Annotated in this window: 11 protein-coding genes and 1 riboswitch; of the genes, 1 reads left to right on the top strand and 10 read right to left on the bottom strand. The window is 41.6% G+C overall.

Going from position 1 to position 13,595, the window contains the following annotated elements:
• Positions 1-6: 6 nt before the first annotated feature.
• The 10 genes from PAENI_RS04895 to PAENI_RS04850 all read right to left on the bottom strand — a co-directional run bounded on the left by PAENI_RS04895 (position 7) and on the right by PAENI_RS04850 (position 12,209).
• Positions 7-1,563: an ABC-F family ATP-binding cassette domain-containing protein gene (locus PAENI_RS04895; RefSeq protein WP_149644431.1), complete on the bottom strand. Its 1,557-nt coding sequence runs from the start codon at positions 1,561-1,563 to the stop codon at positions 7-9.
• 445 nt (positions 1,564-2,008) lie between these two features.
• Entirely contained in the window at positions 2,009-3,319 is a 1,311-nt protein-coding gene (locus PAENI_RS04890) for a voltage-gated chloride channel family protein (protein WP_149644430.1), read from the bottom strand.
• Positions 3,320-3,387: 68 nt separating this feature from the next.
• Positions 3,388-3,449, bottom strand: a riboswitch (Fluoride riboswitch).
• Between the two features lie 7 nt (positions 3,450-3,456).
• Positions 3,457-4,176, bottom strand: a complete 720-nt coding sequence (locus PAENI_RS04885) for a YebC/PmpR family DNA-binding transcriptional regulator (RefSeq protein ID WP_149644429.1) — start codon at positions 4,174-4,176, stop codon at positions 3,457-3,459.
• 168 nt (positions 4,177-4,344) lie between these two features.
• Complete coding sequence (locus PAENI_RS04880; RefSeq protein WP_149644428.1) at positions 4,345-5,454, bottom strand: 5-methyltetrahydropteroyltriglutamate--homocysteine S-methyltransferase; 1,110 nt, start codon at positions 5,452-5,454, stop codon at positions 4,345-4,347.
• A gap of 16 nt (positions 5,455-5,470) precedes the next feature.
• Positions 5,471-6,403 carry a LysR family transcriptional regulator gene (locus PAENI_RS04875; RefSeq protein WP_042187960.1) on the bottom strand — a complete coding sequence of 311 codons (933 nt, stop codon included), beginning with the start codon at positions 6,401-6,403 and terminating at the stop codon, positions 5,471-5,473.
• 122 nt (positions 6,404-6,525) lie between these two features.
• On the bottom strand, positions 6,526-7,641 hold the full coding sequence (locus PAENI_RS04870) for a phosphodiester glycosidase family protein (RefSeq protein ID WP_149644427.1): 1,116 nt from the start codon (positions 7,639-7,641) through the stop codon (positions 6,526-6,528).
• A gap of 173 nt (positions 7,642-7,814) precedes the next feature.
• Positions 7,815-9,356 carry a TPM domain-containing protein gene (locus PAENI_RS04865; protein ID WP_188114474.1) on the bottom strand — a complete coding sequence of 514 codons (1,542 nt, stop codon included), beginning with the start codon at positions 9,354-9,356 and terminating at the stop codon, positions 7,815-7,817.
• A 209-nt stretch (positions 9,357-9,565) separates the two neighbouring features.
• A complete protein-coding gene (locus PAENI_RS04860; RefSeq protein WP_262495501.1) occupies positions 9,566-9,928 on the bottom strand; it encodes an acylphosphatase in 363 nt (120 codons plus the stop codon).
• A gap of 237 nt (positions 9,929-10,165) precedes the next feature.
• Positions 10,166-11,113, bottom strand: coding sequence for a cysteine synthase A (cysK, locus tag PAENI_RS04855; RefSeq protein ID WP_149644425.1), 948 nt, complete (start codon positions 11,111-11,113; stop codon positions 10,166-10,168).
• A gap of 70 nt (positions 11,114-11,183) precedes the next feature.
• Positions 11,184-12,209, bottom strand: coding sequence for a LacI family DNA-binding transcriptional regulator (locus tag PAENI_RS04850; RefSeq protein WP_149644424.1), 1,026 nt, complete (start codon positions 12,207-12,209; stop codon positions 11,184-11,186).
• A gap of 326 nt (positions 12,210-12,535) precedes the next feature.
• Here PAENI_RS04850 and PAENI_RS04845 point away from each other — a divergent pair, with 326 nt between their 5' ends.
• Positions 12,536-13,588, top strand: coding sequence for a 2,3-butanediol dehydrogenase (locus tag PAENI_RS04845; protein WP_149644423.1), 1,053 nt, complete (start codon positions 12,536-12,538; stop codon positions 13,586-13,588).
• The last annotated feature ends 7 nt before the right edge of the window (positions 13,589-13,595 follow it).

Raw genomic sequence — 13,595 nt, 5'->3', positions numbered from 1 at the left:
TTTGCATTAGTACTTAACTCCTTTATTTCTGGTCTCATCTCCTATGTTGAGCACACGATCAACCCATCCCTTATAAAATTGTTCTTCATGAGAAACAAGAATCACAGTTCCACCAAATTGGATTAGAGCTTTCTGTAAAGCATCTTTCGTTTCAGCATCTAAGTGATTGGTCGGCTCATCCATAATTAGAAAGTTATATTCTGAAAGCAGTAATAAGCACAGCTTAACTTTAGATTGCTCCCCGCCGCTGAGTGTTCGTAATGACTGTGTTACAAGATTATCTTTAACAACACACTGCGCTAGATAGCGACGTATTTCCTTTACAGTCAGTTTGGGATCATAAGTTGAAATCACCTGAATAGGTGTCATTGTATCGTCTTCCCAAGTTAAATCTTGCTCGAAATAACCCACTTTAACTTGTTCTGCGAACTGAAACCTACCGGTAATCCCTTGGATCTCTCCAACAAACGTCTTTAGTAAAGTTGATTTCCCGATTCCGTTGAACCCCGTAATCACGAGCTTTTGTCCACCGCGAATGGAGAACTTCAATTTAGGCAACAAAGGCTTATCGTAACCTACGACTAAGTGATCCACTTTAAGGGCTACTTGTGACATGCACGGAAGCTCCTTAAAGCGAATAGACGCTTTGGAGACAAATGTCGGAGCAGCGATTCGTTCCATTCTATCCAGCTGTTTCTGGCGACCACGGGCAATTTTGGAATTAACACCTGCACCGTTTTTTCGAATGAATTGCTCAGTGGTTTCGATTTTTTTCTGCTGTGCATGATATTGCCGGATATGACTCTCTCGTAAATGTTCCTTCTGCTTCACAAAATCCGAGTATTTCCCGTGGTATTTTTTAATCGTTTCGCCCTCAATATCGCAAATACTAGTGGATATTTTATCGAGAAAGGCATAGTTGTGAGACACTACAATGAACGCTTGATTGAATGCAATCAGATACTCAGCGAGCCAGTTAACATGTTCCTTATCCAGATAATTGGTTGGTTCATCGAGTAATAACACATCAGGTTGTTCAAGTAAAAGCTTGGCCAGAATGACTTTCGTCCGTTGCCCCCCGCTTAACTGCTTGATGGGACGGTCGATTCCAATCGCGTTGATCCCTAGACCGGTAACCATCTTACTGATGTTGCTCTCCATCGAATAATAGTCTAACGCTTCTAATCGTTCCTGGTAGTCTGCTGCCTTTTGTAATAACGTTTCGTTGCCAGTAACAGCGCACTCTTCATAGAGCTCATTTATTTTTCGTTCTAGTTCATATAATTCTGAGAAAGCCTGTCTTAAATAATTATGAACCGTACGGTTTCCATCCATGACAGCATATTGATCGAGATGACCGATTGTAATATTGGGCTGCCACTTTATCATTCCATCATCCGGGATCACTTCGCCTGTCAAAATGCTAATAAACGTACTTTTCCCCGTTCCATTCTGGCCAACCACACCGACATGCTCACCCTTGTACAATTCCATAGAAACATTCTTGTATAGAACCTTATCGCCAAAAGCATGTGATAAATTAGAAACCTCAAGTAAACTCATTTCCTATTCCTCTTTTCTAAAATTAATTAAGAACGCAAAAAAAGCAGAAGACACTGCACCCTTAGGTGCAAGCCTTCTGCTTGTCAGTACACGAATGAACGGCACAAACATATAAATGTCAGTGTAGAAACTGAGCAATATAACACAAAAGGCTGTAGACGAAAATTGTCTACAGCCTCTTAATCATTAACATCGGAAGATGGCGTAATCAAATAAGCATGAAGAATCACACTAAAATGACCTAGCTATCTTTCGATGATATAAAAAGCGATTCGCTTTTCGATTAAGCTCCGGACAACGTTTCATCGTTTGTATCCGTTTGTTCGGAGCAGCCTCTGGTATATAACTTTACAGTTTCTACATGAATCATTTTAAACCATCCCTTCGTTTGGCTACATTTTAAATCGTGTACCCGCACTTGTCAACCACCATCCGTGAGGTGCTGTTATTTTTTGTTGGCGCGTTTGACCGTACCGATCCTAGTCCCTTGAGGAATTGAAATGAACTGGCTCTTCGATACACCAATAAGCTGTGAAGTATAAATACTACTATGTCCGGAGAATAAATAACTCACCACACAAGCGATGAACATGTATACAGCACCCTCTGAACCAAATAGCTCAATCCCCATTAAAAAGCAAGCGATAGGCGTACTGGTAGCTCCACAGAAGACAGCAATGAATCCGAGAGCAGCCAGAAACGGTCCATATACATGTAAAATGCCAGCCAAAGCATTGCCTAATGTGGCTCCAATCGCAAATAGCGGAGTAACCTCACCACCCTGAAATCCTGTCCCTAAGGTAAAGGCGGTAAAGATCAGCTTCCATAAAAAAGCGAAAGGAGAGACATCTCCCTCAAAAGAATCCTTGATTAATGGAATTCCGAGGCCTAAGTAATCACGGGACCCTACAAGGAATACTAACGCTATGATAATCAAACCACCCACTGCACCTTTTATCATAGGATTGCTTATCATGGCGGTGAAGGTTTTTTTTAGAAAATGAGTCAGTTCACTGAAAAGCATACTCACGAGACCAAAAATTACAGAGGCCAATACCACTTTTAGAATAATCATTAAACTTAAGGTTGGAAATTCATTCACGACATAGTGAGTATGATGAACGCCCCACAATCGAGTGGTGACCAGATCACCAACAAAGCTAGCCACAAAACATGGAAGTAATGCCTGTTGGCTAATAAGTCCAATGGTTACTACCTCTAGACCAAATAAGGTTCCAGCCAGCGGTGTTCCGAAAATAGAACCAAAGCCTCCGCTAATCCCGCACATTAACAGTATTTTGCGATCTAACGGGCTGATTTTGATTAATTTCCCAAACCACTCCGCGAGGCTTCCTCCCATTTGTACAGCTGTTCCCTCCCGTCCGGCAGATCCACCAAACAAGTGAGTGACCAGTGTTCCTAACAATACTAAGGGTGCCATGCGTAATGGAATGGTCTCTGTACCATCCTGAATTTGTTCTATAATAAGGTTATTTCCTTTAGCGCTGTTTTTTCCGTAACGTATATATAAGAAACTAATAAATACTCCCCCAAGAGGCAGCAAATAAAGTAGCCATGGATGCTCTAAACGTACATCTGTTACATAGTCTAAGCTTTTCAGAAAGAAAGCCGAGGCAGTTCCCGATAAGAGTCCAACCACACTTCCGAGTACAATCCATTTGATAAATGTACTCCAAAGTGCAAAATGACTTCTTTTCTTCGCGAATTCATGCCATCGTGCAGACCATTGATTCATAACAGCAACTCCCAAAGTCAGTATAAATTAGTCTCTGGCAACAAAACAGACTCCTACCAGTGAAGCTTACTCTGGTAGGAGTCATTAGTCTGAAGAGACGGTTGTGGCGAACTCCATCGCCTTGTTATATGTTATTCTTAGTCCTCAGAATCTACGTTATGATACACTTGTTGAACATCTTCTAAATCTTCTAAGGCATCAATCAATTTTTCGAATTGAGCTTGTGCATCTTCAGGAAGTGTTACATAGTTCTGTGGAAGCATGTTCAGCTCAGCAACCGTAAATTCAGTGATTCCTGCATTCCTGAACACTTCTTGTACGGCATGGAACTGATCAGGTTCAGCATACACGATAACCGCTTCATCCTCTTCCAGTACATCACGTACATCTAGTTCTGCATCAAACATCATCTCAATCACTTCATCTGCAGTTTTACCTTCCACACCGATAACAGCGGTTGAGTCAAACATGTAGGCTACAGATCCGCTGACACCCATATTCCCGCCATTCTTACTAAATGTAGAACGGATCAAAGGCGCTGTACGGTTAACGTTATTCGTAAGTGCATCGACGATGATCATCGAACCATTAGGTCCAAATCCTTCGTAACGAAGCTCTTCATAATCCTCATCACCGCTGCCTTTGGCTTTATCCATAGCGCGGTCAATAATGGCTTTTGGTACATTGTAAGTTTTTGCACGTTCTAATACAACCTTCAAGGCCCGGTTTGCTTCTGGATCGGGTTCACCTTTCTTGGCTGCTACATAAATCTCAACACCAAACTTTGCATAGACGCGACTTGTGTTAGCGTCTTTGGAGGCTTTCTTTTCCTTAATATTATTCCACTTACGACCCATATTGTTCCCGCTCTCTTTCAACATGAATTAAAAACAATTGTTACTTATTATACCCTTGATTAATAGCTCTAGTAAAGTGCGCTGGTAGGTTAATCCTCTAAGCTGTCACAATACACGCATAAAAAAGGCCCCTGAATCAAACAGGAGCCTTCTAAAAACTTATTTTATTTATACCCAAACCTCTTGGGCTGTTTCAATTACGAGACGTATTTTATCCCACTGCTCTTCTTCGGTTAGGATATTCCCTTCCTCGGTTGAAGCAAATCCACATTGAGTACTTAAGCAAAGCTTCTCAATATCAACATATTGTGCCGCTTCTTCAATACGCGCTTTGAGCTGCTCCTTGCTCTCAAGACCACCATGTTTCGTAGTTACTAGTCCTAATACCACAAATTGATCTTTAATAAAACGTAAGGGTTCAAAATCGCCCGCCCGCTCATTATCATACTCCAAGAAAAAAGCATCCACTTTACTATTCGAAAAAAGCTCTTCGGCCACAGGCTCATAACCACCAGCTGCGAACCATGTGGAACGGAAATTACCTCGGCATACGTGAAGCGCGATCGTCATATCATCTGGACGATTGGCAATGCTCTCGTTAATCAGCCTAACATAATCCTTAGCCAACTGATCTGGATCTGTACCTCTGCTTCGTAAATGCGCCCGATGTCTACCACTACATAGCGTTCCCCAAGTTGTATCGTCTAATTGGAGGTAACGGCAGCCTGCATCATAGAACGCTTGGATTGCAGTTCGGTAAACAGCAATAATATCTTGGAATAGGGTTTCTTGATCCGGGTAAACTTCATTCCCGTTAAAGTCCTCCACAAAGTGAAATAAAGCGGGTGAAGGGATCGTCATTTTCGGAATTCGGTCTCCGGCCATTTGTTTCAAAGCGATAAATTGGTCGATCATTGGATGATCCTCAAAGGCAATCCGGTCCACGATTCGAAAAGATTCCGCGCGCTGAACCGCTTCCGCTCTTCCTTGATTTAAGTTAATCTTCTCAGTTCCTTTAATCCCTACAAAGAAATCGAGATGCCACCAGGAACGGCGAAATTCCCCGTCTGTGACCGCCAATAAACCCACTTCTTTTTGCAGTTCCAGTAGTTTGGCGATTTCAATATTCTCAATTTCATGAAGCTGACTGCCCGTGATTTCACCATTGTCATATTGGAGGCGGGCTGCTTTTATCTCATCCGTTCGTAAGAAGCTGCCAACGATATCGTAGCGAAAGGGTGGAGCATTTCTCTGGGTGCCAATTACGGGTCTAATCATACCGATCCTCCTACTGCTATAGTAAAAAATGATTTAGATCAAAATAACTTCCTGAAACCAGGTCATTCAAAATCTCGATATACTTAGATGCCATTACACTCGGTCTGCGATCTTTATGCGCTATCCAGCCAACCGTAAATACTTCATTGCTCTCAAAAGGAATCGTCTTCAGTCCATCACCATTTAGATCAGACGCCAGAATTCCTGTGCCTACCGTATAGCAATCCGTACCCATTAATAAATTGGTCAGTGTCGCTCGGTCATTCACCTTAATATTCTTCTCAATTTGTGAAAAGCTTAACATTTCCTCTGAGAAGTGCAGTGAATTGTTCTCACCCTGTTCAAAAGTGATATAAGGGAACGGTACAATATCATCCTGTGTAATGACGTCCTTATGAGCCAGCGGGTGTCCGGTTCGAACATAAAGATGCGGATCGGTATTAAAAAGTGGTGTGAATTTCAGATTGCCATCACTAAACAGTTTATTCATATGCTTATAGTTACTCTCGTTAATATAAAGAATTCCTAAATCACTGCGCAAGGTACGTACATCTTCGATAATCTCGTAGGTTTGCGTCTCTCTCAAGCTAAAGTTGTATTCTGAGACATCATTGTGCTTCATGAGATTTACAAAGGCGTCAACCACAAAGGCGTAGTGCTGCGTAGAGATGGAAAAATAGATCGGACTACGCTTTTTCCCCGTATAACGATTCTCCATAAGCTCCGTCTGTTCAATAATTTGGCGGGCATAACCCAGGAATTCCATTCCCTCAACGGAAATACTGATTCCACGGTTGGTCCGCTCAAAAATCGTAATCCCCAGTTCACTTTCTAACTCTTTAATGGCATTGGACAGGCTCGGTTGAGAAACAAAGAGCTTCTTCGCCGCCTCATTCATGGAGCCACTATTTGCAATTTCGATAGCGTAGCGGAGTTGTTGCAACGTCACTCCTATTCCCCCTGTTCCAGACCTGTTAGTTCTGTATTCTGTTTCATGCTAGGTGATATCGTAGCATATTTTCATATGGCAATCCAAGATAATCCTTATCTTATTTACGTATTAAGAGTGCTTTAGCGTGTACGCTTCTTAGCAGCATCAATTTTGGAGGGGTCAAGTCCCTTCCAAATATTCGGCATATCGACTTGCTCAGGGTGCTCAAACACAAGAAAAGCCGTAGGTAAATATCGTTCCCCATATTGAGAAGATGGCTTGTTCATAATCTCGTTGTCTTTTACCAGTACGGTAGAAGAACCCCCATCCAAATTGGCAGCAATCACTGCTCCATGCTTAAGAAGGATTTGCTGCACATCGTATAGATTTGCCCCAATACTATAAGTAGGTTGTCTTCCATCAATAACAACAAATATAATCGCTCCGTCAGCTCGCTGGCCCATCGCTGTTCTTGGTGCAATTCCCCAACCTTCAGCCGCGTTCTTAATCAATCCTTTTCCATTGACGATTAAACGAGGGCTAAAAGTTACTGCCTCCTGAACACCCATTTTACTAATCTCGTCTAAAGAATAATTTCCAGCAACCATCTTCCCTTGTTTATCAAGACCTACGATTTGCGTGGATTTCTTGCCACCGAGACCGTTGTAATATAACTTACCTTGTGAGATCACAATACCGATAGGTTTAAATCCGTTACCTTTCCAGTTGGGGTCAGCGAATCCACCACCGTTAACTCCAGCGATAGCACCTGTGCGCTTCACCATACTAGTTACTTTCTCACCTGACCCTATTTTATCCGGAATTCCCAAACGGACTTTAGTAGGATCATTAACGATCATGACATATCCTGAATATCCAGTACCTGAGACATTTTCTATCTCGACCAGTGGTTTCTCTTTTACTTCAGGTTCAGGAGTGATGGTATGTGTGTCCTTTTCGACCCCCATCTCTTCAAATTGGGCGCTATATTCAGTCACTCTGTTCTTTAATCCGTCCTCACCAATAATATATTTAGCCATGTAGCGGTGCTGTGTTGTAATCAGTGTATCAGCAATTGAATAGCGCAGATTTTTAGCCGAAGGTGCAAAGTAAAACCAACCGCCCCCAGCAATCAACAAAATTAAGCAGAATAAAAACACTTTGGATAGTGTTCGGAAAAAGCTCCGTTTCTTACGTTTTTTTGTTGGCTTCTTTTTGCGTACGGTGGAACGTTGAGGTAATGATGAAGTGCTCACTTCTTTTTCCTCCCTGACTATTTCGGAATTTGAAAATAAATGTCTAACTTTATCATAGACGATAAATTTTATGAAAAGTTACTATTAAGTAACAACCTAAAACAAATAAGTAACCTCTAAAACAAAACAAGCAGGTTTCGGATAACCCGGAAACCTGCTCATCTTCAACCTTTTTAGTGTCTACCCGCTCCGCCACCACTGCTGGCGCTACCTCCACCACCTGATGAGCCACCACCGCCGGAATAACCTCCTCCACCGGAAGAGCCACTATCATTGTTAGAGTAGTTGCTGCTGGAAGAGCTGGAAGAGCTAGAAGAATGTCTACCTGCACCTCCGCCACTACTCGAGCCTCCGCCCCCACGATTCTCGTTGCTTGAGGAATATCGTCCTGCTCCGCCACCTCTAGTAGATCCGCCTCCACCACTGTTTCCCCAGAAGCTTGACTGTGAGTTATTGGATGGTGTGTTTCTATGATGATGGTGGTGATTATGATGGTGATTATTATAACGTCTGTGCCAACGTCTACCATAACCGTAATCCGCTTGACCGTACCAATTCCCATACCGACGAATATTTCTTGGGCTATACGGATTAAATGGCAAGCCATACATTTCAATATATTTATTGCGTCGTGAAAGACCATATCCGAACAGTATGAGCGGAGCAAATATCAATAAGTAAATTAGAAGACCTTTACCTACACTAACACTAGTCTCCTTTGCTGAAGTGGTTGTTGAGGAAGAATTGGCGGCTGTAGTGCCTCCACTATTTCCCGTCGCTCCAACGGATTGATCCGCTCTAGCTAATAAGAAGCTGTACAAAGCATTAGAAGTTGCCGTAGCTCCCGTTCCGTAATCTTTTTTCACAAATTGGGGCTCAAGTACAGTATCCAAAATATTGCTGATTGCATCATTAGTTAGAACCTTGTCGATGTCCTTCCCTTGCAGAACATGATAGTTGTCTCCACCTATGTCTAGCACGAGCATAACATCCTTAGGGCCAGCAGCAACGGAGGCAAACTTCATGTAGGTATAATCCTGAAGTGTTTTATCTCCTGCGTTCTTTACAGTAACCACATAAATCCCGCTGCCAGTTGTAGTTTTATATCTGTTGCTAGATTCGTTCAAATAATCCTTTGTTACTTTTTTGAGTACACCGGCATTATCGGATACATAGTTTTTGGTGCCGATATTTTCCACCCAGGTCCCACCCATGGCTTGAATAAAAGCGCCATAAGTTTTACGTGCACCGTTACTATAAGTTTTAGCTGCAAAATCCGGCTCAAGATATTGAGAGAGAATATCTTTAATCTTACTGTTAGGCAACGTGTCCTCAATACCCTTACCTTGTACCGCCCAGTAGTCATCATCTTTTATAGAAAGCAGTAGCAAAAGCCCGTTATTCTTATCCGCAGAGCCTACGCCCCAGCTATTGAATAGCGAGGTTGCATACTCTTCCATCGAAACTCCATTTGTAGTATTGACTGTCACCAATACGACTTGAGCGCCCGTATCCTGATGTAATCGAATTCCATAATTCACCATGTAATTCTCAGCTTTCTCGTCGATCACATTCGCAAAATCATTCACATAAAATGACCCAGTATGCTTAGGTACAGCTGTCTTGGCTGAAGTTAAAACCGGAAGAAGCAAAACACTTAACATCAGGGTGGCAAGTGTGGTAAGAAGCATTTTCCTGAAAATTCTGTAGTTCATATGTACCTCCTGCTCTATCATAATCTCTTTTATTTATCGGTTACGCATGGCTTAAGCAATAGTTCCATTTTATTCTATTCTGTGTATTACACAGCGAAGAATGAACTGAGAAACTATAGTCCCAATTAATTAATCTATTCATATTTTTTCCTCTATCTTCCTAATCCAAAAAAACAATCCACTTCTTAATTCTACTAATCCATATGTACTTATTTTACTATCGTAAAATCTTTCTCACTCTCATTAAGAGGCAGATCACTCATAGTTACTTTCTTTACAGATGCCCGTTTCAATGATTTCATGCAATGGACTAGAAAAGAGATTCGCTGCTCTTCTCCTTGTACTTCTACCTCTACACTTCCGTCGTTTAAATTTTGTACCCTACCCGTTAATTTCATTCTTTCAGCAATCGTATATATTTCCAAGCGGAATCCTACGTTTTGAACTCTACCTGAGAAAACCACTTTCTTTCTAACGACAGGACTTGAAGGAAAATCCAGTAACTGAATACGATTTGCATGCCAAATCACATAATTATTTCTAACTTTTTTGAACACATTCACACGTTTCATACTCCTTTTTTAGAACTACTACGATTTATGCTATATTGTACCATAGCCATTGGTAAAATAAGGGGCTGAATTGATCACTCTTTAATTACTAAATACACAAAAAGACTCAGCATTCCGCTGAGCCTCCTTGTTTGTATTAACCTCAGTGCTAGAAATTTAAATACTCCGGATCTGCACTCATCCGATGGGTTTGATTCAATTCGTTAATTCTAGCCACTTCTTCTGTATTATCTTAGGTCAAACCAATCTATCGTTAAAGTCAAACAGAGTAGTTGTTAAATAACGTTCACCAGTATCCGGCAAAATCACCACAATCGTCTTCCCTTTATTTTCTGGACGTTTAGCAATTTGTGTAGCTGTATATACCGCGGCGCCAGACGAGATCCCTACAAGTAATCCCTCGGTCTTGGCAATTTCACGCGCTACATTAAATGCGTCTTTATTCTTCACCTGAAAAATCTCATCAACAACCTCTTTATTGTAAATCTCCGGAATGAAGTTAGCCCCAATCCCCTGAATTCCATGCGCACTAGGCCGGCCACCAGATAATACCGGTGAATCAAACGGTTCGATAGCGACGATCTGTACCAAAGGGTTCTTAGCCTTCAAAGCTTCCCCAACCCCTGATATGGTGCCTCCAGAACCAACACCCGCAATAAAAATATCTACATTTCCATCAGTATCCCGCCAAATTTCCTCTGCAGTTGTCGTTCTGTGAATTTCAGGGTTAGCTGGGTTGCTGAACTGTTGTGGAATGAATGCATTTGGAATTTCTGCTGCCAATTCCTCCGCCTTTTTCAGAGCACCGCTCATTCCTTCAGCTCCAGGTGTTAATACAAGCTTAGCACCTAGTGCAGCCATCACCTTACGGCGTTCAATACTGAATGTATCCGGAAGTACAATAATCAACGAGTAGCCAAGGCTAGTAGCAGCCATTGCAAGGCCAATGCCGGTATTGCCACTTGTTGGCTCAATAATTACAGAATCTTTGTGAATTAAGCCTTTATCCTCAGCATCTTTGATCATCGCATAACCTATACGATCCTTGACGCTACCTCCAGGATTAAAAGACTCTAACTTGGCAAGGATTTTTGCTTCAACGTTCTGAGATTTACTATATTTCGAAATTTCCAATAACGGTGTATTACCAATCAAATCTGTTACGCTTTTATATATATTAGCCATAATAATCTCCTCATTTCATATTCCCCCATCAACTTACTTAGTATTAAGTCTAACAGGATTTAGAGGATTTTCAACCTGTCGTACTACGCTTAACCGAAACACTAGACTCTCGCACAATTAAACGCGGATCAAGCTGTACTCTTTGGTAGTCGCCCGTAATATTATCCTGAATGCGTTGCAACAGAAGCTGAGTAGCCAATCGGGCGACTTCATTGCCCATGATCGAGACCGAACTAATCTGCGGACTTGTAATGGTTGTCCATGCGTTATTATCCACCCCTACCACTGCCACATCCTCAGGAACACGAACGCCTAACTCTTTAAATCGGTTTACAATCCCTATAGCAACCATGTCATTTACAGCATATATTGCATCTGGCATATGGGTCAGGCTATAGAAATAATCTGCAGCTTGTACCCCCGTTTGCAAGGAGAAATCCTCTCCAAAATAAACCAAAGAAATATCCACTTGATTTAACGCCTGCTGATAGGCAAGATAACGATCTTCAATGAGATCCTTCTGAGCTCCTGCGTAAGCAATTCTAGTTCGGCCAATATTGCTTAGATGTTCCATGATTAGCTGGCCCTCAAAACGCGACAGGCTTACGACATCCGCTTTCACATTCTCTGTAATGCGTTTCCCGTAGTTAATGATGGAGACAGGAACACTCGATTTATTAATTAGCTCTACCATAGTCTTGGGATAAGCAAGAGGCATGATAATGAGTCCATCAACATGTAATTTCTTGATCTCGCGAATCGTTTCGAGCTCTGTCCGCGGATTTCCGGAAGTATTAATCTGAATGACTCGATAGCCGTCCTGTTTAGCTGCTTGCTCCACGGACCAGGCGATATCTGGAATAATGGCATTTCGAATGTCGGGAACGGCCAGAGCGATTTGCTTCGTTTGGCGAATTTTCAGACTTTGTGCAGAGGTATTAGGTGTAAAACCCATCTCCTCAATCACTTGTAGTACTAATGCCTTAGTCTTGGAACTAATTCCCTCCGAATTATTAATCGCTCTTGAAACAGTAGCAATACCTACTCCCGCTCGTTTCGCTACATCCTCTATGGTTACTTTGTTTTTATTAGCCAAGTTGATAGTCCCCTCATTTTCGGAATCGTTTCCGTAATCATAGCTATTATTAAAACTATCCGTCTCATTCAAGCCGTGTTTCCAATGTATTTATTATAACATATATGTACTTATAAAAGCACTGATAGCAAGTATGACACAGTCTATATATGCCTGCTATTGCTAAGTTTAGGTGAAATTTTTCACTAATTTTCGATATTAATATTTTAGTATTTAAATTTGACAATATGAAAATTATGTGACATATTTGTTCTCGGAAACGTTTCCTCTTTTCTAGGAGAAAAACACTATTTATTATCAATTAATTAATCTAGGAGATGAATGATATGCAAGCATTAAGATGGCATAACGTCAAAGATCTACGGTTAGAAACGATTGAAGAACCAGCAGCACTTGAAGGAAAAGTGAAAATCAAAATAGAATGGTGCGGGATTTGTGGCACCGATCTTCACGAATATGTAGCCGGTCCTATTTTCATTCCCCAAGGTACAGATCATCCCCTTACTGGTGAAAAAGCGCCAGTCGTAATGGGACATGAATTCTCTGGACAAATCGTTGAAGTAGGTCAAGGCGTTAGCAAGTTTAATGTTGGTGATCGAGTTGTCGTTGAACCAGTTTTTGCATGTGGTGAATGTGTAGCTTGTCGACAAGGCAAATACAATCTTTGTGAAAAAATGGGCTTCCTAGGTTTGGCTGGAGGCGGCGGTGGATTCTCAGAATACGTTGCAGCAGACCAACATATGGTGCACAAAATTCCTGACAGCTTGTCCTATGAGCAAGGCGCTCTAGTAGAACCTTCTGCAGTTGCTCTGCATGCTGTTCGTTCCAGTCAATTGAAGGTCGGAGATAAGGCTGTAGTATTTGGCGCTGGTCCTATCGGTTTGCTTGTGATTGAAGCTTTGAAAGCTTCCGGTGCAGCTGAAATTTATGTTGTTGAACTCTCTGAAGAACGTAAGAGCAAAGCTGAGGAACTTGGTGGTATTGTAATCGATCCTAAACAATATGATGTGGTTGAAGAAATTCAAAAACGTACCGATGACGGCGTGGATGTTGCTTTTGAAGTCACAGGTGTCCCTCCCGTTCTAACACAAGCTATCAATTCCACTAAATTAAGTGGTCAAATCATGATCGTTAGTATTTTTGAAAAAGATGCTACGATTACTCCAAACAACATCGTACTTAAAGAACGTAATTTAACTGGTATCATCGGATACCGTGATGTATTCCCAGCAGTAATTAGTCTCATGGAACAAGGTTACTTCCCTGCAGACAAACTGGTGACTAAAAGAATCAAATTGAACGAAGTGATTGAACATGGGTTCGAGGCGCTTTTGAAGGAAAAAAATCAAGTGAAAATTCTTGTAAGTCCTAAACAATAACCATAAG

Origin of the sequence: Paenibacillus sp. B2(2019) (assembly GCF_008370385.1) — a bacterium.
GTDB lineage: Bacteria > Bacillota > Bacilli > Paenibacillales > Paenibacillaceae > Paenibacillus_AQ.
The sequence above is the reverse complement of the archived record's forward strand: the minus strand, read 5'-3'. Positions and strand labels throughout refer to the sequence as shown.